A 23767-nucleotide genomic window follows, 5' to 3' on the forward strand; every position below is an offset into this window, starting at 1 on the left:
AATCAGTGCGAGGAACCAGGTTTACGTGCCGCTGGCATAGAAAGCATCCGCGTAGACCTGTCCGGGAAAAACACCCCTTTGCCGCACCAGCAGGGACGTGGCTTCGACCATGGGCGGTGCGCCGCAGAGGTACGCGCGAAAGCCCGCCAGGCTGGGCCAGTCCTTGGCGATGGCGTCGGTCACCAGGCCTGTGCGGCAACCCTGTGCCTGGCCAGACGCGACCACAATCTGCACCTTGAGGTTCGGGTGCTGACGTTGCAGCGCTTCCAGCCATTCACGGCCATAGATGTCGCGCTCAGATCGGACCCCGAAGTACAGATGGATGGGATTGCCCATGCCTGCGGCAACGGCACCGCGAACAACGGACAGGATCGGTGCCAGCCCCGTGCCGCCCGCTACACACAACATCGGCCCGGTGTGTTTGCGCCGAAGGTACGCAGAGCCCAGTGGGCCGCTCACTCGAACCGAGTCCCCCACGCGAAGTTCGTTCGCGACATAGGCGGTGACACGGCCTTGCGGAATCAGCCTCAGATGGAACTCCAGCGTTTCGTCGTTGGTCGTGCCGGCCATGGAATAGGGTCGCGCGTGGGTCGGTGTGAATTGCAATTGCGCATACTGGCCCGGCGAAAAATCCAAGGCCTTCGCTGGCTTGAGAATCAGTCGCTTGATGTCATGGGTGGTGTCTTCAATGGCCACAACGGTGGCCTTGATGATCCGCGCCGCATGCACGACCACTTCATCAGGCTCGGCAATCTCCACGGTGCAGGGCTCCGTCAAGAAGGTCTGGCACGCCAGGACGTACGAATCTTGCGCGGCTAGAGGTTGCTGCACTTCGCGCCCCGACTCCAGCACGTTCCCCGTGACGATCTTGCAACGGCAAGTTCCGCACCTTCCCGCCATGCAGCTGTACGAAACCGGCACGTCGTTTTCGCGCAAGGCGTCCAGCAGATTGGCGCCGGCTGCGACATTGAAAGTGCGCTCTAGTGGGCGTACGTGGATTTCCATCGTGCGTTGTCTCTGATGTTCTTTTCGGCATCGTTTCCTGCAACAGGAATCGCAGGGTCCGATGATCAGACTCGCGATAAAATCAGTCAACGCGATGGTGTGAATGTTTAATATCATTCAAATCAATATTCAAGGAGACCCCGATGGAGCTCAAAGACATTGACCTGAATCTGTTGGTGGTCTTCAATCAGCTCCTCACCGAACGCAAGGTCTCCAAGGTGGCGGAGAACCTGGGTCTTGGGCAGCCAGCCGTGAGCAATGCCCTTTCGCGGCTGCGCAAGCTGTTTGACGACGAGCTGTTCACCCGCACCGCGAGCGGGATGCAGCCCACCCCGTTTGCGGACCAGCTGGCGGAATCGGTGGGGTATGCACTTGGCATGATTCACGGGGCTGTGAACGCCAGAAATTCATTTGATCCAGGCACCAGCAAACGCAGTTTCACTGTGGGGATGACGGATATCGGGGAGATCTACTTTCTGCCGCAACTGATGCAGCGAATTCAGGAGGTCGCGCCGTTCGTAGCCATCAGCACCGTGCGCAATGCCGCCATCAACCTGAAGGACGCCATGGAGGCCGGCCATGTGGATCTGGCGATGGGCCTGCTGCCGCAGTTGAAGGCGGGGTTTTTTCAACGCCGGCTTTTCGAGCAGAACTACGTCTGCATGTTTCGCAAAGGCCACCGGCTGGATCAGAAAAAAATCCGGTTGCAGGACTTCTTCAGCGCGGACCATGTGGCCATCGTGTCTGCGGGCACCGGCCATGGGCAGGTGGACGAGATACTGGACAACCATGCACCCCAGAGGCAGGTGAAACTCAAAGTACCCCACTTTGTCGCAGTGGGGCATATCTTGCAGTCCACCGATCTCATCGCCACCGTACCGGAAAGGCTGGCCGAGCGCATGGCAGAACCTTTCCAGCTCCAGTACCTTCCTCACCCGGTCAAGCTGCCAAAAATAGCCATCAACATGTTCTGGCACGCGAAATTTCACAAGGACCCTGCGAACCAATGGCTGCGCGCGCTGGTCTTTGATCTCCACGCGGATGCTTCGAGCCTCAGGGCGTAGATGCCGCCGTGGGGCAGCGGTGCCCTGCAAGAAAATACCGCTTGAATCTTGATGGCGGGAGCTCTTCCCTGTGTCTCCATCGCTCAGGCCAGCACGGGTCTTTCGTACACCAGCAGACGCCCCTTGTAGGCCGGAATGCTGCCGAGCGCAGGGTGATCCAGGCGCTCTTCCACCACCTCAAAACGGTGCGCCGCCATCTGCTTGTGAAAGGTGGAGCGGTTGCCCCGGTTCGGGTCCACGATCCAGATCTGTGCGCCTTGGCTGGCGTGGCGGTCCAGAAAACTGGCCAGCGAGGCGCGGGCGTCGCGTTCATACAGCACATCGCTGCCCATGATGAGGTCGAACTCGCCGTGCACGGCACCGGCAGGTGCCGAGGTGTCTGCCCCCCAGTGACCGGTGCGGTACTTGAGGGGCGGCAGACTGTTGAGTCGGGTGTTTTCCTGCAGGAACTGCTGCGCCAACGGATGGCAGTCGCTGGCAGTGACATTGATGCCGCGCCGGTGGCACACCAGACTGGCCAGGCCCAGTCCACAGCCAATCTCCAGTACGCGCTCGCCAGTCTGCAAAGGGCGGCTGGCCATGCGTTGCGCCAACTGCGCGCCTGAAGGCCAGAGCAGGCCGAACAGAGGCCATGCGGCGGACGAAATGCCAAGGGCCTCGGCGGTGCCCAGCGGGTCGGAGAACTGTTGCTTGTCGAGCAGTGATCGAATGATCAGGTCGGCGGCGCCGACGATGGAAATGTCTTCTTGCTTGGTGAGATAGCCGGGCATGGCTCGGGCGTGAAGCCCGGATATGAGCACGTGCTCGAGGACCCCAGAGGTGGTGGGTGAGGGCGCGAGTATGCGCTTCTCCCTTGGAAGGGCCGTGCAGGCTGTCGTTGGCAAAGGAAAACGGCGGCCCGCCGGGGGGTCAATACGAAGGAATGGCCGCCCACGCCGAGGGGACTTTGGTGGGTGATGCAGCAGCCTTGCGCGTTGCTATAGTGCAGCGCACACAGGCGGCATGCCCGCCGCTTTTCACAGACCCATTTCAAGGACTCCCCATGGCCGCTGGCAGCCTGCTTGCCCTGTTGGACGATATCGCCACCATCCTCGACGATGTGGCCCTCATGACCAAGGTGGCGGCCAAGAAGAGTGCCGCCATGGCCGATGACGTATCCGTCATGACCAAGGTCGCAGCCCAGAAGACAGCGGGTGTGCTGGGGGACGACCTGGCGCTCAATGCCCAGCAAGTCACCGGTGTGCGCGCTGAACGCGAAATACCCGTGGTGTGGGCCGTGGCCAAAGGGTCGTTCATCAACAAGGTCATCCTCGTGCCGACGGCGCTTTTGATCAGTGCCTTTGCGCCTTGGGCCGTGACGCCCTTGTTGATGGTGGGCGGCGCCTTCTTGTGTTTTGAGGGTTTTGAAAAGGTGGCGCACAAACTGCTGCATGCGCAGCATGAGGATGACGCCGAGCACGAAAGCCACGCCAAGGCCAATGCCAACCCGGCGGTGGATCTGGTGGCCTTCGAGAAAGACAAGATCAAGGGCGCTGTGCGCACCGACTTCATCCTGTCAGCGGAAATCATCGCGATCACCCTCGGCACCGTGGCAGCGGCACCTTTCACGCAACAAGTGGCCGTGCTGTCGGGCATTGCGGTGATCATGACCATTGGTGTGTATGGTCTGGTGGCGGGCATCGTCAAGCTTGATGACCTGGGCCTGTGGCTGAACGGCAAGGCCAGCAGCGCGGCCCGGGCCGTGGGTTCGGGCATCCTGCGCGCTGCGCCCTGGCTCATGAAGGGCCTGTCCATCGCGGGCACGGCGGCGATGTTCCTGGTGGGTGGTGGCATCCTGGTGCACGGGGTTCCGATGCTGCACCACGCGGTGGACGCCTCCGGTGCGGTGGCCGCGCAATGGCCCGTGGGCGGGCTGTGGGCGGTGCTGGTGCCCAATTTGCTCAACGCCGTGGTTGGGATTGTTGCCGGTGGGCTGGTGCTGGTCGGCGTGAAGCTGGTGCAGCGCCTGCGCGGCAAGTCCACTGCGTGAGAGTGGGTATGTCTTGATGTAGATCTAAGGGTTAGTACGGAGGCCTTGAGATAGGGCAAGGCCGGTGGGTGGGTGCAGCGGTTCAATAGATGCACGGGGGTCGTCCCCGTCCAACCGATGCGAAATCACCATGAAAAAAAACCTGCTGGCTGTCGCCGTTCTTTGTGCCCTGTCTTCTGGCGCCGCCTTGGCGCAACAGGCTGAAGGCCCCTGGATGGTCCGTGCACGCGTGGTGCACCTGGACAGCGCCAACAAGGACAGCACGCCCCTGGGCCTGTCGATCAACGACAAGACGATTCCCGAAGTGGACGTCACCTACTTCTTCAACAAGAACGTTGCGGCCGAGCTGATCCTGACCGTGCCGCAAAAGCACACGCTCAGCGCTGGCGGCGCTGCCATCGGCACGCTCAAGCACCTGCCACCCACGCTGTTGGTGCAGTACCACTTTGATGCCGCTGGCTTCAAGCCCTATGTGGGCGCAGGCCTGAACTACACGCGGTTTTCCAGTGTGAACCTGCCCGCAGGCGTGGACATTGACCGCAACAGCTTCGGCCCCGCGCTGCAAGTGGGTGTGGACATCCCCCTTGCCAAGAATCTGTACCTCAACTTCGACGTGAAGAAGGTTTTCATCAAGACCGACGTGAGCGCCGGCGGTGCCAAGCTGGGTACCTTCAAGGTGGACCCCGTTCTGGTGGGTGTGGGTCTGGGCTGGCGGTTTTGATTGCCTTCCTGAGCTGTCTTTGGCCCCTCAGCCCCTGAGGGGGCTTCACCGGTGGCCCGGCGAAGCCGGTTGCGCGGTGGCGCTGGCTGGGGTTGCGCCAGTTTCATAGTGCTGCGATGGCAAGACGTCGTGGGCTGACTACGTCCGCTTGTAAATGGCCAGTGAGCCCGCCAAGGCCAGCAGGGCGCCGCCGCAGCAGCGGTCCAGCCACAGCACCGCGCGACGGCGCAGCAGCTTGACGGCGCGCGCGCCGATCAGCGCGTAGGCCAGCATCACGGCGAAGTCGAGGGTGGCGAAAACGGCTGCAATGGCGGCGTACTGCGGCCATTGCGGTGTACTGGAGTCGATGAATTGCGGCAGCAGTGCCGAACAGAAAAGATAGCCCTTGGGGTTGGTGACCGCCACCAGGAACGAACGCGCGAAGATGCTGCGCGGCGTGGCCAATGGGCCGGAGGCTGCTCCGCCCGCGGCCGCAATGTCCAGCCCGCCTTGCGAGCGCAGCAGTCGCAATCCCAGCCAGGCTAGGTAGGCCGCGCCCAGCCACTTCACCACCGAAAACCAGAACTCGGACGCTGCCAGCAGCGCCCCCAGGCCCAGCGCCACTGCACCGACCAGCACAAGGTCCGACGCCACGGCGCCCAGCATGCCCGGCAGCGAGCGGCGCATGCCGTAGCGCGAACCATTGGCCAGCGCCAGCAGCACCGTGGGCCCCGGCGTGGCGATAGCCACCAGGGCCACCAGCGCGAAGACAAGCAGTGTGGCGATGGTCATGCCAGCATCCCGCAGCCCTGGGGCTTGAGCACGCGTTCGGTGGAGGCCGGGTACTGGGACAGCTTGGAGGCTGGCCTGCGGGGGCGCTGCACCAGGTCGCCTCCGCAGTTGGGGCAAACGTGGCTCAGCCGCGTGCCGGTGCAGTCACTGCAAAAGGTGCATTCGAAGGTGCAGATGCGTGCGTCGGTGGAGTTGGGCGGCAGGTCCCTGTTGCAGCATTCGCAGTTGGGTCGCATCTGGAGCATGGGGTGTCCTTTGGGAAAGAAGTGGGGGCCGGTTGCGGCAAGCGTATGGCAGGCGGTGCGGCGGGGCAAGGGACAGATGCCGCGATTCCAGGCAGTACACCCGCGCTGCGTATCTGTCCTGCTGGGGCTGGCGAGGGGTTGGGTGGTTGCACTCTGCGCGGGGCCGTCTTTCGGGCCGCAGCAGCAGGGGAAGCTTCGCAGCGTCAGGCCTGCACCACGAGCGTGAACTGGGCACGCACGCCATTGGGCGACGGCGCAAAGGGCATGGTGAGCGCTGCGCGTTCGGCATCGCCCAGGCGGCTCCAGAGGTAGTCGCGTGTGTTGCCGGGATCTCCTGCCACGTACATCTGCGTGGTCAGCAGCTCGCGCCCCGGCAGCCGCACCTTGAAGTGGATGTGCGGCGTGCGCCCGGTGTATGGCGCTGGCCGGATGGTGCGAAAGCGGTAGCGCCCGTCGCGCCCCAGCACCACACGGCCGAAGCCCTGGAACGCCGGGGCCGCCTTGCCGCCGTCGCCTGGGTGGTGGTAGTGGCCGTCGGCATCGCACTGCCAGATCTCGACCGTGCCGCCTGACAGCGGCACGCCCTGTGTGTCTGTGACCCGGCCTTCCACCCAGACAGCCTCGCCCTGGGTATAGCGCAGCATGCCGTTGCGCAGCAGGTCGCCGTCGCTGTCCGCCGGGATGTCCACGGGGTAGTAGGGCCCCTCGGTCTGGCGCGGCGTGGGCATGGCGGGTGCCTGGGCTGCTGCGCGCTGCACCAGCGCCGGTGCGGCCACCAGGGCAGCACCCCGCAGGCCCTGCTGCAGCCACTGGCGGCGTGTGGGGGCGGTGGGGGCAGGGTGCAGTGGCGAAAAACTCGGGGTGGCAATGTCGGGCATGGTGGGCTCCTGCCTGGGGCGGCTGCGGGTGGTGATCGGCTCCGTGCGGGTCGCACGGCGGTAGGAGCCACCCGACGCGTAAAAAGTGCCGCAGTGTCGTGCCGGGCGGCGAGGGCGGCCTGTGCGCCGCAGGCAACGGGGAAATGACCTACACGCAGCATCATCCCGCCGTCGCAGAATGTCCCGATAGCCGTGGGGTTATATTGCCTTTCACGGTCCAGCCTGCGGGCGGGATGGTCGTCTCGGAGCCTGTGGGCTCCACGGCGGTTCCGCTCTTTCACCAGCAGTGGCAAGCCATGCCGCGCGAGACGCTTCAAGATCCATGCCTTTGTCCAGCCTCACCGATGACATCACGCGCGGCCTGAACCAGCGCCCCGCCAGCATCTCCCCCAAATACTTCTACGACCAGCACGGCTCACAGCTGTTCGAAGAGATCACCCGCCTGCCCGAGTACTACCCCACCCGCACCGAAACCGCGCTCATGCAGCAGCACGCAGACGGCATCGCCCGGGCTGTGGGCCCGGGCCGTACGCTGATCGAGCTGGGTGCGGGCAACTGCCAGAAGGCGCGCACGCTGTGCCGCCTGGTGCAGCCCGCCTGCTTCGTGGGGGTCGATATTTCGGCCGACTTTCTACAGGCCGCGGTGCAGGGCTTGCGCGATGACTTCCCCGGGTTGGACGCGCGCGCCGTGGGCGGCGACATGACCCGGGGCGTGGTGCTGCCCGCAGACATTCCGCGCAAGGGGCGGCTGGTGTTCTATCCGGGCTCGTCCATCGGCAACTTCGACCCGCCGCACGCCCTGGAGCTGCTGGCCCACATGCGCGAGCTGGTCGACGACGACGGCGGCCTATTGATCGGCATCGACCTGCCCAAGGACGTGCAGGTGCTGGAAGCCGCGTACGACGACGCGGCAGGCGTCACGGCCGCGTTCAACCGCAACGTGCTCACGCATGTGAACCGGTTGATCGGCAGCGACTTCGACGTGCAGCAGTGGCAGCACCGCGCGTTCTTCAACCAGGACGAGTCACGCATCGAGATGCACCTGGAGGCCCTGGCCGACGCCGAAGTGCGCTGGCCTGGTGGCGCCCGCCGGTTTGACCAGGGCGAGCGCATCCACACCGAAAACAGCTACAAATACCCCCTGCCCGTGTTCACCGACATGCTGGCGCGCGCTGGGTTCTCGCAGGCCCAGGCGTGGACGGATGACCGCAGCTGGTTTGCCGTGCTGCATGCGCGCCCCTGAGAATGGATTGACTATGACCAACATGGATGTGTGCCCCCCGCTGACCGCGCTGCTCTCGCGCTATGCCGCTGTGCGGGACCACAGCGTGGCACTGGTTTCGCCCCTGTCGGCCGAAGACTGCGGCGCGCAGTCCATGCCCGACGCCAGCCCCGCCAAGTGGCACCTGGCGCACACCACCTGGTTCTTCGAAACCTTCGTGCTGGAGCCGAACGAGCCGGGCTTTGCACCGTTCAATCCCGCGTTTCGCGTGCTGTTCAACTCCTACTACAACGGCGTGGGTGCCAAACACCCGCGGCCGCAGCGGGGGCTGCTGACCCGGCCGCCGCTGGATGAAGTACGCGCCTACCGCGCCAATGTGGACCAACGCATGGCGCGCCTGTTGCCCACCGTGTTGAACGACGCTGCGCTGTGCGCGCTCATCGAGCTGGGGCTGCAGCACGAGCAGCAGCACCAGGAGCTGCTGGTGACGGACGTCAAGCACCTGCTGTCGTGCAATTCCACGCATCCTGCGTATAGGGCGGCCGACGATGGTGCGGCCACCAGTGCGGCGGGCGACCTGGCCCTGGTGCCGGCCACCGAACCCTTCGGGTGGTTGAAGCTGGACGGCGGGCTGGTGGACATCGGCCACCGGGGCGATGGTTTTGCCTTCGACAACGAAAGCCCACGCCACCGCACCTACCTTGCGCCGTATGCGCTGGCCTCGCGGCTGGTGACCAACGCGGAATGGCTGGCCTTTGTGGAAGGCGGCGGCTACGACAACCCCGCCCACTGGTTGGCCGAAGGCTGGGACTGGCGCGTGGCCCAGGGGCTTGACCACCCCCTGTACTGGCAGCGGATGGACAGCGGCGTCTGGCATGCGTTCACACTGGCAGGACTGCAGCCGCTGCGCGGCGATCTGCCCGTGGTGCACCTGTCGTACTACGAGGCCGATGCCTATGCCCGCTGGGTGGGCGCACGCCTGCCCACCGAAGCCGAGTGGGAGCATGCTGCGCAAGCCGTAGCGGCTGACGGGCACGATGATGGAGGCCACGATGGCCAAGCCCTGGAACAACTGTTCGGCAGCGCCTGGCAATGGACGCAATCGAGCTACGCCGCGTACCCGGGCTTTCGCACCGCCGAAGGCGCGGTGGGCGAGTACAACGGCAAGTTCATGGTCAACCAGTATGTGCTGCGCGGCAGCTCGTGCGCCACGCCTGCGGGGCATGCACGCAGCACCTACCGCAACTTCTTCCCGGCGACGGCGCGCTGGCAGTACACGGGGCTGCGGTTGGCGCGGGATGCATGAGGCGACTTGCAGCGGTATCTGGCGCGCTCAGGGCTCCATGCGGAAGGTGTGCTGCAGCACCAGGCGGGCGGGCTCGCCATTGCGCAGCAGCGGCGCAAACTTCCAGCGGCGCACCGCGTCAGTCGCGGGTTTGTGCAGGGCATCTTCGCCCGTTCCAGACACTACGCGCGTGGTGCCGACCAGCCCGCTGGGCATGACCTCGAACGACACCGTCACATCGCCGCGCGCCTTGGGCGACGGGTCATTCAGCAGAAACGACGGGTAGCGCGGCAGCGGTGCCTCCAGCAGCGTCAAGGGCGTGTCGAGCGGTGGCGACACCTGCTGCCGCAGCAATTGTTCGTCCTCGCGCTGGCGGAAACTGGTGACTTGGGATTCGGTCACATCCACGCCGCGTGGCGGCGTGAACAGTGAGGAACTGCAGCCGGCCAGGGTCAGCAGGCCGAGGGTAAGCGGTGCAAGAGTAGATAGGCGGAACATGGCGATGGAGGGTCAGGGCGCCCCGCGACTGCGGGGCAATCCCACCAGTATCCCGCAACTGGCGTCGGCTGCGGGCGAATGGTCAGACGGCGTCGAGCGCCTGCACCAGGTCTGCCTGCAGGTCGTCAATGTGCTCGATGCCCACCGACAGCCGCACCATGCTCTCGCTCACGCCCGCCTTGGCCAGCTCTTCGGGGTTGAGCTGGCGGTGCGTGGTCGATGCAGGGTGCGTGGCCAGCGATTTCGCGTCGCCGATGTTCACCAGGCGGGTGAAGAGCTGCAGCGCGTCCAGGAAGCGCGCACCGGCCGCCCGCGGATCTGCATCGGTGCTCTTGAGCCCGAAGCTCAGAATGCCGGATGCCTTGCCGCCCGACTGCCGCTGCACCAGCGCGTGGTCCGGGTGGTCGGGCAGGCCAGCGTAGCGCACCCATTCCACCTTGGGGTGGCTTTGCAGGTATTTGGCCAGCGCCAGCGTGTTGTCGCAGATGCGGTCCATGCGCAGGGCCAGGGTCTCGATGCCTTGCAGGATCAAAAACGCATTGAGCGGCGCCAGCGCAGCGCCGGTGTTGCGCAGCGGCACCACGCGCGCGCGGCCGATGAAGGCAGCGGGGCCCAGGGCTTCGGTGTAGACCACGCCGTGGTAGCTCACGTCGGGCTCGTTCAGGCGCGGGAAGCGGGCCTTGTGCTCCGCCCACGGGAACTTGCCGCTGTCCACGATGGCGCCGCCCACGCTGTTGCCATGGCCGCCCAGGTACTTGGTGAGCGAGTGCACCACGATGTCGGCGCCGTGCTCGATGGGGCGCAGCAGGTAGGGGCTGGGCACCGTGTTGTCCACGATCAGCGGAATGCCGTGCGCATGGGCCACATCGGCCAGCGCGCGGATGTCGGTCACGTTGCCCAGCGGGTTGCCGATGGACTCGATGAAGATCGCCTTGGTGCGCGCGTCGATGTGCTGCGCAAAACTGGCCGGGTCGCGCGGGTCGGCAAAGCGCGTGGTGATGCCCTGCTGGGGCAGTGTGTGCGCAAACAGGTTGTAGGTGCCGCCGTAGAGCGTGCTGGCCGACACGATGTTGTCGCCCGCCTCTGCAATGGTCTGGATGGCGTAGGTGATGGCCGCCATGCCCGAGGCCACGGCCAGCGCCGCGATGCCGCCTTCGAGCGCCGCGACACGCTTTTCCAGCACGTCGGTCGTCGGATTCATGATGCGGGTGTAGATGTTGCCCGGCACCTTCAAATCGAACAGGTCCGCGCCGTGCTGCGCGCTGTCGAAGGCATAGGCCACCGTCTGGTAGATGGGCACGGCCACGGCCTTGGTGGTGGGGTCGGGGCTGTAGCCAGCGTGCACGGCCAGGGTTTCGATCTTCATGGTACGAGGTCCTTGTCAGCGGTTGAATGGGGCGAGGCGGCAGTGCCGCCGCAGGGCCATTCTTGCATCGCCGCGCGCCGCTGCGTTCGAATCGTTGGTGATGAGCTTATGGGGCCGCCCGGCCTGTTTCAGGCGGGCAGGGCCACGGCGGCCTGGGCTGACATGCACCGGCGTGAGCAGGGCTCGGGCCAATTGTGCGCAGCCAGGCGCGCTGCGTCGGGGATGTGAATGTCGCGCCTCGCCATGCGGATGAGGCCTGCGTCTTCCAGTTCGTGCAGCACGCGCGAGAAATACTCGGGCGTGAGGGACAGGCGCGAGGCGATGGTGGCCTTGCTCACCGGAAGGGTCACGTTCAAGCCACCAGGCCCCTGCGGCTGGCCATGGCCGGCACAGGCCAGCGCGAGGCCGGCGGCGTCGTTCGAATCTTCGGGCAGTTCGCGCAGCAAGTAGCTGATCACGCGCTGCATGCCGCTGTGCAGCGTATAGGTCTGCACGTCATGCACCAGTCCATGCAGCCGCCGCGAAATGCCGGCAAGCATGCGCATGGCAAAGCGCGGGTCCGCTTCGATTTCGCGCTCGACCGTGCTTTTGTCGACGCTCAGCAACAGCGTGTCGCTCAGCGCCTGGGCGTTGATGATGTAGGGCTTGCCGGTGAACATGAGCGCCTCGGCAAAGGTGCTTCCGGGGCCCACCAGTTCAATGACTTTTTCCTGCCCTGAGGGCGAGAGCGCAAAAAGTTTGACCTGACCGAGCACCGTCACGTGAAACTCCTCGCACGGTGTGCCCACCCGGAAGATGGTGTCGCCGCGTGCAAAGCGGCGCAGCCGGCAGCCGGTCGCCAGGCGCGCCAGATCGGACGGAGTGGCTTCCTGAAACAGCGGCAGCGCCGACAGGTAGCGTGGGATATCAAATTGCCGGATGTCCATGGCGGGGCACTGGAGAGCGGGGATGCGCCCATTACACCGGCGTCTGCGGGATTCGTTCATGTCCGATGTCAAGGAAATGCTGCGGCGCGTCAAATTCCGTGGCAGGTGATCTGGCTGTACACAGCGGCCAGGCGCAGGGCCAGGTCGCGCGGACGGTGTACGAGCGCATAGCCCTGCTGGCCAAAAAGAAAGGGCAGGTAGTCGTGCCCTGCGTTGTCGATGGTGATGGCAAAGGGCGTGAGGCCCTGCGCGCGCGCCTCGTGCACCGCGTGGCGCGTGTCCTCCAGCCCATAGCGGCCCTCGTACACGTCCAGGTCATTGGGTTTTCCGTCGGTGAGCAGCAGCAGCAGGCGCTGGCGCTCGGGCCGTGCCGCCAGGCGCGCCGTGGCGTGGCGGATGGCAGCGCCCATGCGCGTGTAGTAGCCCGGCTTGATGGCGCCTACCCGCGAACGGGCCGCGCCTGTCCAGGCTTCGTCAAACCCCTTGAGGTGCTGGATGCGCACGTTCTGGCGCCGCACCGAGCTGAAGCCCAGCATCTCGAAAGTGTCTCCTCCGGCCGACAGGGCCTCGCCAAAGACATAGAGCGCGTCGCGGATTACGTCCACCACGCGCATAGGCCGACCGGCACCGGCCACGTGCGCGTCGGTGGAGAGTGACAGGTCGGCCAGCAGCAGTGTGGCCAGGCTGCGCTCGGCGCGCACGCGCCGCTGCCAGACGGCCGGGGACTCGCTGCGCCAGGCGGCTGCGTCTGCGGCGTGGCGTACCCAGGCATCCACGTCCAGCTCATCGCCGTCGGCCTGGGCGTGCGCGCGCGCGGGTGCCGCGCGCAGTACCTCCAGGCGCCTGCGCACTTGCCGCACGGTGGTGCGCAGCTGTGCATCGGGCGTGAACGGGGCGGTATCGCGGGCCACCCTGCATTGCACAGCGCAGTGCGCGGGGCGCAGTGCACCGGCCTTCCAGTCCCACTCGGGCAGGTGCTCGCCGGGGCCCAGGGCCATATCGTCTGCCGCGGCGCTGGGCAGGTCAAGGTCGAAGCGCACACGCGCAGCCAGGCGGCTGGCATTGCCCGGGTCTTCGGCGATGGAGAGCACGTCCATGTCGCGCGCGGCTTCCAGCGCGTTGCCGTCGTCGCTGTCGTCATCGGCCCGCTGCACCTTGGTGAATTCGCCCCACGAGAAGATGGATTCGGCGCGAAAGAACAGCATCAGCGGGGCGGCATGGCGCTCGTCGCGCACCCGCTCGGCTTTGCGGCGCGTGCTGTCTTCTGGCGCGGGTGTGGCGGTATTCCCGGTTGATTGGAGGCCAGGGGGCTGCGCCGGGCGGCGCGGCGCGTCGGCGTCGCTGGTGCCGCAGCTCTCCAGCCAGAGCCAGACTGGGGCCACCTCGGTGGGCGTGAGGCTGGGTGGCAACAGGGCGCCGGGCGCAAGGCCCTGGTCAAATTCGCCCCGCAGGGCGCGCTGCACCCACGCCTCGGCCTCGGCGGCCGGGCCGCGCAAGCGGCCGGGCGCCGGGCGCAGTGCCAGCTGGGCCTGCCGCAGTTGCGCGTACATGGATGCCAGGCCCGGGAAGGTGGCCAGCGTGGCTCGCACTGCGGCGAGGTTGTGACCTATCCAGCCGCAGCCGTGCAGGGGGGCTGCGCTGTTCCATTGCGAGGCCAGGGCCGCCAGCCAGAGATAAAGAGATCGATTCAGCGCTTTATCTGGAAATGCCGCCACGCTGGGCGGCAGGGCCAGCAGGTCATGGTGGAACTCCGGCAGGGCGGCGCGCGTGCCGCTGCCGGCCACGCGTTGCACCCATCCACGCGGCCCGCCGTGGCCGCGCACGGCGGCGGGGCCAATGCGCATGCCGGCCGGCCCGCCGCCGCAGCGCAGCAGCAAGCCCAGCGGCTTGCGCATCTCGTCCAGCGACACGGCAACCGTGGCGTGGCCAGGCTCGGCCCAGCGGGTGATGAGGCGGTGCCATTGCTGGCCGATCCACTCTTCCATGTCAGTGCTCCGCGGCGTGTGCCGCATGGGATGCCGCGGGGGCGGCGTTGGGCAGCACGGCGGTGTGCTTTTCGCCCCCGGGGGCGGGATGTGTGGGGTGTGCGGGATACGGCGCCGCAGCCGGTGCGTCCACGGCCTCGGTGCGCCGCGCCCGCAGCGACTCGCGCAGCGCATCGACGCCAATGCTCCACTGCAGCAAGGGCTCGCGCTGCTGCGCGGCCTGTGACGCCTCACAGGATTGCACGCACAGCCCGCACTGCACGCACGAGAACTTGCGCCGCTTGAACTGGCGCGGCGGCAGGTGCATGGGGCAGGCGCGGTCGCAGGCATTGCCGTGCGGTGCGTCGCAACTGCGGCAGTGAGCGGGGGTGGCGGGCGCGAGGCCACTGGGCGCGCTGGGATGGGCGAGCACGCCCTGGCGCCCCACATCCCGGGAAAAACCGACCACCCGGCCGCGCGGATTGGCCATCCACACCAGGCTCTGGAACAGGCCTACAGCGCAGCCAAAGCGGCAAAACAGGTGACGGGCCAGCAGAAATTCGGCGCTGAAGACCGCGGTACCGGCAACCAGGAAGCGCAATTGTCCCGGGGTCGAGGTGCCGCTCATCAGCCGGCCCCAGACATCGGCGGGCGGCAGCAGGTAGGTGAGCAAAGTGATGGCCCACACAAAACCCATCAGCACGGACAGCAGCACGAACACCGGCCACCAGCGGCGGCGGGGCGTGAGGCCTTGGCGCGGCGTGGCTTTGCGGTCCCACAGCGACAGGCGCCCGCAGGCCTTTTGCAGCACATGGTTGAGCAGCTCCACCAGCGAGAAATGCGGGCACAGCCAGCCGCAGTACAGACGCCCGTAGCGCCACGCCACGGCCAGAAAGCCGCCCACCAGCATGATGGCCGGGAGCAGCGCACGCACAAAGAGCCGCCAGGTCATTTCGCCCGGCCCGATCAGCCCTTGGCGGAAGTCGTCGATCCCCAGGCTCCAACGCTGGCCCAGCGCCCACAGCTGGACCTCGGTGATATCAAGGCGCAGCAGGTTCAGCGCGGGTGCGAGCAGAAACAGCGCGAAGAAGGCGATCTGGAACGTGCGTCGCAGGCGTTGCATGGGGCGCAGACATGGACCGGCGGCCCTAGCCCAGCAGGGCCTGGACGACCTCGCCCAGGGCCGCGGCCGTCTCGGCATCGTCCGTGAGGGCATCCACGATGGCCGCGCGGCACGCGGCCGCCAGCGGCACGCCCGAGACGGCCAGGCGTGCAGCCATCACCAGCAGCCGGGTACTGGCGGTTTCTTCCAGGTCCTGGTCGGTCAACTGGCGCAGGGCGGTGCCCAGGTGCACCAGCGTGGCCGCCAGGTGGGGGCTTGCGCCCGCCTCGGTGCGCAGGATGGCTTCTTCGACCGCTGGAGCGGGGTAGCCCAGGTTGAGCGCCACGAAGCGCTGGCGGGTGCTGGGCTTGAGGCTCTTGAGCAGGCTCTGGTAGCCGGGGTTGTACGAGATCACCAGCATGAACTCGGGCGGCGCGGCCAACTGGTCGCCGGTGCGCTCGATGGGCAGCACGCGCCGGTCGTCTGCCAGCGGGTGCAGCACCACGGTGGTGTCCTTGCGCGCTTCCACCACCTCGTCCAGGTAGCAGATCGCACCCTGGCGCACCGCGCGTGCCAGGGGGCCGTCGGCCCAGACGGTGCCCTCTGCGCTCAGCAGGTGGCGGCCTACCAGGTCGGCGGCGGCCAGGTCGTCGTGGCAGCTCACCGTGATGAGGGGCCGCCCCAGGCGGGCGGCCATGTGCTCCACAAAGCGCGTCTTGCCGCAGCCCGTGGGGCCCTTGATGAGCAGCGGAAGGCGCTGCCGCCAGGCGTGTTCGAACAGTGCGGCCTCATTGCCCTGCTCGGCGTAGAAGGGCAGGGCCGCGGCGGCGATGCGGTGCAGTTCGCTGTGGTCCATGGGGTTTTCCTTGCGCGGCTCAGGCGGTGCCCAGGGCCGTGCGGCCGGGGTTGCCCGTGCGGCCTTCCTCGGTGACGGGATCGCCGCCGATGAAGAAGCTGTAGAAGAACAGCAGCTGGCCCAGCAGGAAGACCACGCCGCCCCCCACGCGCACCCAGTAGAAGATGGACAGCTGGTCCTGCGTAGCCATGAATCCCATGGCGTTGGTCTCGGGGATGCGCTGCAGCCACACTTGCAGGATGCCTGCGCCCGTGAGTGCCAGCACCATCACGGCCATGCCGATGCTCATGATCCAGAAGCTCCACATCTCCGCCGCCTGGGCCCGCGGGCTGTTGGCAATGCGCCCGCGCAGCGTGGGCATGGCGTAGCTGATGAGCGTGATGACCACGAGCACATACGCGCCATAGAAGGCCAGGTGGCCGTGGGCCGCGGTGATCTGCGAGCCATGGGTGTAGTAGTTGACGGCCGACAGCGTGTGGATAAAGCCCCACAGGCCCGCGCCCAGGAAGCCCAGCACGGCGGTGCCCACGGCCCACAGCACGGCGGCTTGATTGGGGTGGTCGCGGCGGCGGCGTTGCACCATGTTGAAGGCGAACACCGTCATCATGAAGAAAGGCACGGGTTCCAGGGCGCTGAAGATGCTGCCGATCCAGTGCCAGTAGCCGGGCAGGCCGATGAAGTAGAAGTGGTGGCCCGTGCCCAGGATGCCGGTCATCAGCGCGAAGGCGATGATCACGTACAGCCACTTGTCGATCACCTCACGGTCCACGCCCGTGGTTTTGACGAGCACGTAGGCCAGCAGCGAGCCCAGGATCAGCTCCCACACGCCCTCCACCCACAGGTGGACCACAAACCACCAGTACATCTTGTCGCGCACCAGGTTGTGCGGGTTCACGAAGCTGAACAGGAACACCAGCGCCAGGCCCCACAGGCCCATCAGCAGCACCAGCGAGATGGCGGTCTTGCGGCCCTTGAGCACCGTCATGCTGATGTTGTAGAGAAAGCCCAGCGCCACGACCACGATGCCCACCTTGGTGGGCAGCGGCTGCTCCAGGAACTCGCGCCCCATGGTCTGCAGCAGGTCGTTGCCCGTCAGTTCGGCGAGCTTGGCGTAGGGCACCGTGAGGTAGCCCACGATGGTCAGCGCGCCCGCTGTGAGAAAGACCCAGAACAGTACCTTGGCCAGCAGGACGGAGTGCAGCTCGGTCTCCGACTCCTCGGGCACCATGTAGTAGGCCGCGCCCATGAAGCCAAACAGCAGCCACACAATGAGCAGGTTGGTGTGCACCATCCGCGCCACATTGAACGGGACGTAGGGGAAGAACAGATCACCCACCACGTATTGCAGGCCCAGCGTGATGCCGAAGATGATCTGCCCGGCGAAGAGCGCCATGGCTGCGATGAAGTAGAGCTTCGAGACCGATTGGCTCTGGTATTTGAGTGTTGGAATGTGCATGGTGTCGGTCCCTCTTCAGCCTTCGATGTTGGGTGGCCACTTCTCGGTGTTGATCTCGCCAGTCCACTTGAGGAACTCGACGAGCTCATCGAGCTGCTGGTCGGTGAGGTTGAATTGCGGCATCTGGCGGCGGTGCGCCACGCCGGTGGGCTGGAGCTTCATCCACACCTTGATGAAGTCGCCGCCCCGGCGCTTGTAGACGTTGCCCAGCTCGGGTGCGAAGTACGCGCCCTCGCCCAGCAGGGTGTGGCAGCCGATGCAATTGCGGGTCTCCCAGATCTTCTTGCCTGCCACCACAGCCGGGGTGATGGCCTGGGCGTTGGAGCGCTCGGGGATGCGGCGCTCGCTGTCGAACACAATGGCGGCAAACAGCAGGGCGAAGAACACAGTGCCCCCGTAGAACATGTTGCGGGCCATCTGTTTGGTGAACCCGCTGTGTGATTGGCTCATTCGAAGCCCTCCTTGAAATGGACGGCTATATCCTCCCAATTTGCTCGGCTTTTTTCCTTGAACCGGTTCAAGGAATGCGCAGCTGCCCCCGGGTTTTCTGCGCGGAGTTTTTGAGCAAAAATGGCCCCTCGCGCTTGTGCGGCAAGCGCAAGCAGCTATTGATTTGATAGTGGTTGGCGAAGGCGGTGGCAGGCTACCGCGGCCAGAGCGTCGCCACTAGCACCAGCAGCACCACGGCGGCCAGCCAGCCCAGCAGCAGGCGGCGCCACAGCGCCGGGGCATGGCGCAGTTCCATGTAGTCCAGGATGATGAGACAGCCCTTGGCGGCGGCCAGGGCCAGCACCAGCACGGCCGCTCCGGTGCCCAGGCCCTCCGCACCCGCGTGCTCGCCCAGCCAGGCGGTGATGGCCGTGGCGGCCAGCAGGGCGATCCAGATGGCGTTGATGCGGTGGTGCGGGTGTTTCATGCAGACCTTTATCGCAGCACGTAGACCAGCGGGAACAGCACCATCCACAGCAGGTCCACCATGTGCCAGAAAACCGCACCCGTCTCCAGCGCATGGCAACCGTGCGGCCCGTAGGCGCCGCGCCGCGTGGGCCCCCACAGCACCGCAAAGATGATGCAGCCCACGGCCGCGTGCAGAAAGTGAAAGCCCGTGAGCATCACGTACAGCAGGTAGAACGTGTTCTCGGCCACGTCGATGCCCTCGCGCCACTTGTGCGCGTACTCCAGACTCTTGAGCAGCAGAAAGCCGCAGCCGCAGGCCAGCGCGCCCAGCAGCCAGCGCGCGCCCTGGGCAGAGCAGCCGTTGCGCGCGGTGTGCACGCTGCGCGCCGCACACCAGCTGGCGGACACCAGCAGCACGGTGTTGGCCGCGCCGGTGGAAAGGTCCAGCGTGGCCTGGCCGGCCGCGAACAGACCCGGTTCGCGCAGCCGCGCAAAGGCAAACGCGGCGAAAAGGATACCGAAGGTGAGCAGCTCGGCCAGCACCAGCAGCCACACCACCAGGTCGCCCACCAGGCGAGGCGATGTCGGCGGGTGGGCCGCCTGGGCCGGGGGCATCGCAGTGCTGCTCAATGCGAAGTCCCTTCCGATCGCGTGATCTTGTTCCACACGTTGTACTTGCCCACGGGCTTGCTCATGGGCAGGCGCTTGACCTCCCTGAACGTGGCGGCGTCGTACACGATGAGGGCGCCCTGCATCTCCCACAGGCTGGCCAGCGCCAGGCGGCCGTCGCGGGTGAACTCGATGTGCGCCAGGGTCTTGCCGGGCTCGCGCACCGTGGCCACGGGCTGCAGCGTGGCCTTGTCGATGATGGTGAGGGTGTCCCTGGCGGTGGCGCTCATCATCGAGTCCGTCCAGGCATAGGGCGTGTTCTCGTGGCTGCGCATGAAGAAGCCCGGCCCCGGTGTGGGGATGCTGGCCACGGGCTTCCAGGTCTTCATGTCGATCACGTCGATGCTGCCGCCCTGCAGGTTGGGCGAGGCCAGCACCGTGGTGCCCTGCCAGGCGAAGGTGATGCCCGAGCCCAAGTGGGGCATGCCGGCAATCGGCAGGTCAGCGATCTTGCGGCGCACGTCCAGGTTCACCACCTGGGCGGTGGCTGGACCCGCGCTGGCCTTGCCGTCCTGGGTGTTGGCCGGGGCATCCCCTTTGGGGCGCGTGGCGCCCAGCACGTGGCGGTAGCTCTGGTCGAAGAAGAAGTCGTCCAGCGGTTCATCCAGCGGCGTGCGGCGCACGCCCAGGTAGCCGGGCTTCGCAATGGCCTCGCCCATCTTGTAGTCGTGCACCAGGCCGTCGTGGAGGGGGGCGGCCTCTGGGTCGTACGAAATCTCCCAGATCTCCGGGATGTCCTTGAGCGCCACGACAAAGCTCTTGCGCGGCGCGGCGTCGTACACGGCCGAGACGCGCGAGCTGCTTTTACCGTCCAGCGTGCGCGCGTCGTAGGTGCGCACCAACTGCAGGTCGCTGTCGAACAGGGCCAGCGTGTGCGGCAGGTAGTTGGCGGCCATCACCCAGCGGCCGTCGCCGCTCACCGCCACGTTGCGCATGTTCAGCCCGGCACGCACTTCGGCCACCACGCGCAGGCGGTACAGGTCGTATTTGGTGATCCAGCCGTCGCGCGAGCCGAAGTACACGTAGCGGCCGTCCGGCGAGAATTTGGGGCCGCCGTGCAGCGCAAAGCGGCTGGCAAAGCGGGTGATGACTTCCAGGCGGTCGCCGTCGAGCAGGCTCACATGGTGGTCGCCACCTTCCACCACCACGAAGAGGTTCATGGGGTCCGCCTGCCACGTTGGCGTAGCGGGCTCGTCGGCCGGTGTGGGATGGAATTCGCGCGATGCGCGGATGTTGTCCTCCGTCCAGCGCGGTGCGGGCACCACGGGGGTACGGATGAACGCGCCCAGCGCCTGGATTTCGGCAGGCGAGAGCGTGCCGGCAAAACCGGGCATCTGCGTGGCCGTGCGACCGCTGGTGATGACCCGCAGGGCTTCTGCGGTCGGCAGGCGGGCCAGGCTCTCGGGCAGCAGGGCCGGGCCCATGGCGCCGGTGCGCTGCGCACCGTGGCAGCTGGCGCAATGCGTGGCGAAGGTACTGGCCGCGCTGGGGCTCGTGCTGGCGGTGGCGCTCGTGCTGGTGCTGTTTTGCTGGGCCATGGCCAGGTCCCAGCCCATCCAGAAAAGGCCAGCTACCAGGGTGGCACGGGCGGCGTCGGCCAGCCACGCGCGCCAACGGTGCGGTGTAGGGACAGGGATGTCAGGCATGGGCTTGCTCCCGGATGGGAATGGTGATGCGTTGGCGCGGGCCGTGCGGCGCGCTGCCTGCTGCGGCCACTGCACCGATCTCTTCGTCTTCCAGATAGCAGCCCGGGTCCTCGGCCCAGGCGTTGCCGGTGAGCTGTTGGGCGCGCACCCGGGTGTTGCCGCCGCACAGCGGCAGGTAGTGGCACTGCGCGCAGCGGCCCTGCACGGGGCGCGGTTGCTGCTTGAGCCCGGCCATCAGCGGGTCGGAGGTATCGCTCCAGATGGCCGAAAAGGGCCGCTCGCGCACATTGCCCAGCGTGTGGTGCCACCACATGGTGTCGGGGTGCACCTGGCCCAGGTTGTCGATGTTGGCCACGTTCAGGCCGCTGGCGTTGCCGCCCCAGGCGGCCAGACGCTGCGCGAGCAGCGGTGCCCAGCGCGGCAGGTGCATTTGCGCCCATTGCAGCAGGAAGGGGCCATCGGCATCGTTGTTGCCGGTCACGTACTCCTCGGCCAGGCCTGTTTGCGCTGCGTGCCAGGCTCGGTCGAACAGCAGCGTGAGCGCATCGCGTGTGGCCTGGAACTGGGCGTCCTTGCCCCGGTGGATGTTGCCGCGCCCGGCGTAGTTCAGGTGCGAGAAATAGAACTTGTCGACCTGCTCTGCGCGCATCAGGGCCAGCAGCGCGGGCAGATCATGTGCATTCATCGCGGTCATGGTGAAGCGCATGCCCACCTTCACGCCCCGCTCGCGCAGCAGCTTCAGCGCGTTCAGGCTCAGGTCGAACGCGCCCTGCATGCGCCGGAAGCGGTCATGGGTGTCGCGCAGTCCGTCGAGGCTGATGCCCACGTAGTCAAAGCCCTGGGCGGCGATGCGGTCGGCCATGGGTGCGTCGATCAGCGTGCCGTTGGTGGACAGGCCGGTATAGAACCCCAGGTCCCGCGCGCGGGCGGCAATGTCGAACAGGTCCGGGCGCATCAGCGGCTCGCCACCCGAGAGGATGAGCACGGGCACGCCATAGGCGCGCAGGTCGTCCATCACACCGAACACCTCGTCGCGCGAGAGTTCACCCGCGTAGTCGTGGTCGGCCGACAGCGCGTAGCAGTGCTTGCAGGTGAGGTTGCAGCGGCGAATCAGGTTCCAGATCACGACGGGCCCCTGCGGGCCTTTCTGCGGGCGGCTGCGCACGGCCGGGTAGGCGCCCGCCGCCTCGGCGGCGGCGAGCTCACGCATGTATTGGCTAATCCTGAACATCGTTGGTGCCTTTCAAGCGCAGGCCGGTTTTTTTGAGAATGGCCGTGGAGTACAGGATGTCGTGTGCACGGCACGCTGGGCCCAGCAGCGCGGCCACCACGTCGGCCTGGCGCTGCACTTCGTCCCGCGAGCGGCCGTGCAGCATGGCGAACAGGTTGTAGGGCCAGTCGGGCAGGTGGCGGGTGCGGCGGTAGCAGTGGCTCACGCCATTGAGCCGGGCGATCTGGGTGGCCAGTGCATCCACCTGGCGGTCGTCCACGTCCCACACGCTCATGCCGTTGGCGGTAAAGCCCAGGCGGTAGTGGTTGGGCACGGCGCCGATGCGGCGCACCAGGCCCTCGTCCAGCATGGAGGCAAGGCGCTCTCGCACCTGTTCGCCGCTCACGCCCAGCATGGCACCCACGGCCTCGTAGGGGCGGGCCACCAGCGGCAGGCCACCCTGCACAGCGGCGATGAGGGCGCGGTCGAAGGCATCAAGGGCCATGGAGGGCTCCTTTCGGCGGGATGAGGGGCAGGCGCAGCTCGACGCGGTATTCGTGCTCCTTGGGGAACTGGAACACCGGCAGGCCGGTCATGTGCTCGATGCGGCGGGCAGCATCGGCCACGGCGCCTGCAGACTCCCCGGCCAGCACGAACCACATGTTGAGCGACGGGTGGTCGCGCCGGTAGTTGTGGGCCACTTCGGGCAACGCGTTCACCAGCGCCGTGACTTCGTCAAAGCGCTCTTCGGGCACGGCCAGCGCTGCCAGCATGAACTGCCCGCCCGCGCGCTCGATCTGGAACAGGGGGCCAAAGCGCGTGAGCACGCCGCTGGCCAGCAACTGGCGCAGGCATTCGATGACATGGTCCTCGCTCCAGCCCAGGGCTGCGCCCACGGCGGCGAAGGGGCGGTCCACCACAGGAAAGCCACCGTGCAGGTAGTCCACGAGGCGAAGCTGGTCCGGCCTAAGCATGAGGTGCCTCCTGGAGGGCTGCAAACCGGCGCGGGCCGCGCTGGGTGAAGCGCCGCAGGGAGAACAGGGTTTCGCGCCGCAGGTGGGCAATGCCGGCCTGCTGCGCGGCCTGCTCTATCAATGCCAGCACCTCGGTGCGCTCTTGCCCGTGAACCATGCAATACAGGTTGTAGGGCCAGTGTTCAGAGCGCTCGCGCTGGTAGGCAAGGGTGATCCCGGGCTGCCGGGCGAGCAGGGCACCACAGGCATCCACCTGCTGGTCGACCACATCAAACACCGTCATCGCGTTGGCGGTGTAGCCCACCTCATGGTGGCGCACGACCATGCCAAAGCGGCTCAAGATGCCTTGTGCCAGCCAGCGGTGCAGGGTCTCCAGCACGGTGGCGGGGCTCCATCCCAGGTGCTCCGCCCAGGCGTCGTAGGGCCGCTCGACCAGCGGCAGGCCCTGCTCGGCCAATGCCGCCAGTCCTGCTTCATGGGCGGGCACGGGCGTGGAGGCTGCCTGCGTAGCGCCCCCCGCTGCGACGGTGGTGGCGCAGAGGTCGAAGCTCAGGTCGATGCGGTAGGGGCGCACCATGGGCAGCCGCAGCACGCGAAGCCCGGTGTCCTGTTCAATGCGGCAGAGCACCTGCTCCAGGGCTGCCGGGTCTGTGGCGGTAGCAACAAACCACAGGTTGAGCGGGTTTTCGCGTTCGTAGTTGTGGTTGACGCCCGGGTGGCTGGATACCAGGGCCGCGACGGCCTCCAGCCGCGCATGGGGCACGGCCATGGCGGCCAGCAGGCCCGCGCCGCCTGCGCCCGGCGCAAACACGGCGCCTATGCGGCCCAGAACCCCCGCGTCCTGCAGGCGCCGGCAATGGGCGATCACGGCGTTGGCGGGGCGGCCCAGGGCGTGCCCCAGCACATCGAACGGTGCCAGGCAGAGCGGGAAATCCCGTTGCCAGGTGTTGAGCAGCGGCAGATCGCTGGTGTGTGCACACATG

At 66.7% G+C, this 23767-nt stretch carries 25 protein-coding genes; 5 read left to right on the plus strand and 20 right to left on the minus strand.

Translation table 11 applies throughout. From position 1 onward, the window contains the following. Positions 1–21: 21 nt before the first annotated feature. A complete protein-coding gene (locus ASE39_RS23905; RefSeq protein ID WP_057272754.1) occupies positions 22–1005 on the minus strand; it encodes a 2Fe-2S iron-sulfur cluster-binding protein in 984 nt (327 codons plus the stop codon). A 143-nt stretch (positions 1006–1148) separates the two neighbouring features. On the opposite strand from ASE39_RS23905, the gene ASE39_RS23910 reads away from it, so the two are divergent. Beyond that, entirely contained in the window at positions 1149–2069 is a 921-nt protein-coding gene (locus ASE39_RS23910; protein ID WP_057272755.1) for a LysR family transcriptional regulator, read from the plus strand. 83 nt (positions 2070–2152) lie between these two features. Here ASE39_RS23910 and ASE39_RS23915 read toward each other — a convergent pair whose 3' ends face one another. Then, the gene (locus ASE39_RS23915) at positions 2153–2839 is read right to left on the minus strand and encodes a methyltransferase domain-containing protein (protein ID WP_057272756.1); all 687 of its coding nucleotides are present in this window, start codon (positions 2837–2839) and stop codon (positions 2153–2155) included. 272 nt (positions 2840–3111) lie between these two features. Between ASE39_RS23915 and ASE39_RS23920 the strand changes: the two genes are divergently transcribed. Continuing rightward, positions 3112–4098 (plus strand): DUF808 domain-containing protein, encoded by a 987-nt coding sequence (locus ASE39_RS23920; protein ID WP_057272757.1) that lies wholly within the window; start codon positions 3112–3114, stop codon positions 4096–4098. Between the two features lie 130 nt (positions 4099–4228). After that, on the plus strand, positions 4229–4819 hold the full coding sequence (locus ASE39_RS23925; protein ID WP_057223739.1) for an OmpW family outer membrane protein: 591 nt from the start codon (positions 4229–4231) through the stop codon (positions 4817–4819). A 138-nt stretch (positions 4820–4957) separates the two neighbouring features. Here ASE39_RS23925 and ASE39_RS23930 read toward each other — a convergent pair whose 3' ends face one another. The 3 genes from ASE39_RS23930 to ASE39_RS23940 all read right to left on the minus strand — a co-directional run bounded on the left by ASE39_RS23930 (position 4958) and on the right by ASE39_RS23940 (position 6713). After that, positions 4958–5590, minus strand: a complete 633-nt coding sequence (locus ASE39_RS23930) for a LysE family translocator (protein ID WP_057223741.1) — start codon at positions 5588–5590, stop codon at positions 4958–4960. Further along, positions 5587–5835: a DUF1272 domain-containing protein gene (locus tag ASE39_RS23935; protein ID WP_057272758.1), complete on the minus strand. Its 249-nt coding sequence runs from the start codon at positions 5833–5835 to the stop codon at positions 5587–5589. The genes ASE39_RS23930 and ASE39_RS23935 overlap by 4 nt, the downstream gene beginning before the upstream one ends. 203 nt (positions 5836–6038) lie before the next feature. After that, complete coding sequence (locus ASE39_RS23940) at positions 6039–6713, minus strand: protocatechuate 3,4-dioxygenase (RefSeq protein WP_242421549.1); 675 nt, start codon at positions 6711–6713, stop codon at positions 6039–6041. 322 nt (positions 6714–7035) lie between these two features. On the opposite strand from ASE39_RS23940, the gene egtD reads away from it, so the two are divergent. Next, complete coding sequence (gene egtD, locus ASE39_RS23945) at positions 7036–7956, plus strand: L-histidine N(alpha)-methyltransferase (RefSeq protein ID WP_057272759.1); 921 nt, start codon at positions 7036–7038, stop codon at positions 7954–7956. Positions 7957–7969: 13 nt separating this feature from the next. Further along, positions 7970–9241, plus strand: a complete 1272-nt coding sequence (gene egtB / locus ASE39_RS23950; RefSeq protein ID WP_057272760.1) for an ergothioneine biosynthesis protein EgtB — start codon at positions 7970–7972, stop codon at positions 9239–9241. 27 nt (positions 9242–9268) lie between these two features. Here egtB and ASE39_RS23955 read toward each other — a convergent pair whose 3' ends face one another. From ASE39_RS23955 to ASE39_RS24025, 15 genes are all read right to left on the minus strand, one after another. Next, on the minus strand, positions 9269–9718 hold the full coding sequence (locus ASE39_RS23955; protein ID WP_010461158.1) for an energy transducer TonB: 450 nt from the start codon (positions 9716–9718) through the stop codon (positions 9269–9271). Between the two features lie 82 nt (positions 9719–9800). Continuing rightward, the gene (locus ASE39_RS23960) at positions 9801–11084 is read right to left on the minus strand and encodes an aminotransferase class I/II-fold pyridoxal phosphate-dependent enzyme (protein ID WP_010461160.1); all 1284 of its coding nucleotides are present in this window, start codon (positions 11082–11084) and stop codon (positions 9801–9803) included. Positions 11085–11212: 128 nt separating this feature from the next. Beyond that, positions 11213–12010, minus strand: coding sequence for a Crp/Fnr family transcriptional regulator (locus tag ASE39_RS23965; RefSeq protein ID WP_010461162.1), 798 nt, complete (start codon positions 12008–12010; stop codon positions 11213–11215). Positions 12011–12099: 89 nt separating this feature from the next. After that, complete coding sequence (locus ASE39_RS23970; protein WP_057272761.1) at positions 12100–13995, minus strand: VWA domain-containing protein; 1896 nt, start codon at positions 13993–13995, stop codon at positions 12100–12102. A 1-nt stretch (position 13996) separates the two neighbouring features. Beyond that, on the minus strand, positions 13997–15097 hold the full coding sequence (locus ASE39_RS23975) for a 4Fe-4S binding protein (protein ID WP_057272762.1): 1101 nt from the start codon (positions 15095–15097) through the stop codon (positions 13997–13999). A gap of 25 nt (positions 15098–15122) precedes the next feature. Next, a complete protein-coding gene (locus ASE39_RS23980) occupies positions 15123–15932 on the minus strand; it encodes a CbbQ/NirQ/NorQ/GpvN family protein (RefSeq protein ID WP_057272763.1) in 810 nt (269 codons plus the stop codon). A gap of 19 nt (positions 15933–15951) precedes the next feature. After that, positions 15952–17388 (minus strand): cbb3-type cytochrome c oxidase subunit I, encoded by a 1437-nt coding sequence (locus tag ASE39_RS23985; RefSeq protein ID WP_057272764.1) that lies wholly within the window; start codon positions 17386–17388, stop codon positions 15952–15954. Between the two features lie 15 nt (positions 17389–17403). Further along, on the minus strand, positions 17404–17838 hold the full coding sequence (locus ASE39_RS23990) for a cytochrome c (RefSeq protein WP_057272765.1): 435 nt from the start codon (positions 17836–17838) through the stop codon (positions 17404–17406). A 193-nt stretch (positions 17839–18031) separates the two neighbouring features. Beyond that, complete coding sequence (locus ASE39_RS23995) at positions 18032–18304, minus strand: cytochrome C oxidase subunit IV family protein (protein WP_057272766.1); 273 nt, start codon at positions 18302–18304, stop codon at positions 18032–18034. Between the two features lie 8 nt (positions 18305–18312). Beyond that, a complete protein-coding gene (locus ASE39_RS24000) occupies positions 18313–18915 on the minus strand; it encodes a cytochrome c oxidase subunit 3 family protein (RefSeq protein ID WP_242421551.1) in 603 nt (200 codons plus the stop codon). Then, complete coding sequence (locus ASE39_RS24005; protein WP_242421560.1) at positions 18912–20492, minus strand: nitrite reductase; 1581 nt, start codon at positions 20490–20492, stop codon at positions 18912–18914. Before ASE39_RS24005 ends, ASE39_RS24000 begins: the two co-directional genes overlap by 4 nt. Positions 20493–20592: 100 nt before the next feature. After that, positions 20593–21831, minus strand: coding sequence for a heme d1 biosynthesis radical SAM protein NirJ (nirJ, locus tag ASE39_RS24010; protein ID WP_057272767.1), 1239 nt, complete (start codon positions 21829–21831; stop codon positions 20593–20595). Next, positions 21818–22315, minus strand: a complete 498-nt coding sequence (locus ASE39_RS24015) for an AsnC family transcriptional regulator (RefSeq protein WP_057272768.1) — start codon at positions 22313–22315, stop codon at positions 21818–21820. The genes nirJ and ASE39_RS24015 overlap by 14 nt, the downstream gene beginning before the upstream one ends. Continuing rightward, a complete protein-coding gene (locus ASE39_RS24020; RefSeq protein ID WP_057272769.1) occupies positions 22305–22784 on the minus strand; it encodes an Lrp/AsnC family transcriptional regulator in 480 nt (159 codons plus the stop codon). The genes ASE39_RS24015 and ASE39_RS24020 overlap by 11 nt, the downstream gene beginning before the upstream one ends. Next, positions 22777–23766, minus strand: coding sequence for an Lrp/AsnC family transcriptional regulator (locus ASE39_RS24025; protein ID WP_057272770.1), 990 nt, complete (start codon positions 23764–23766; stop codon positions 22777–22779). The genes ASE39_RS24020 and ASE39_RS24025 overlap by 8 nt, the downstream gene beginning before the upstream one ends. Position 23767 lies beyond the last annotated feature (1 nt).

The sequence above is a fragment of the Acidovorax sp. Root267 genome (assembly GCF_001429215.1).
Lineage (GTDB): Bacteria > Pseudomonadota > Gammaproteobacteria > Burkholderiales > Burkholderiaceae_C > Acidovorax > Acidovorax radicis.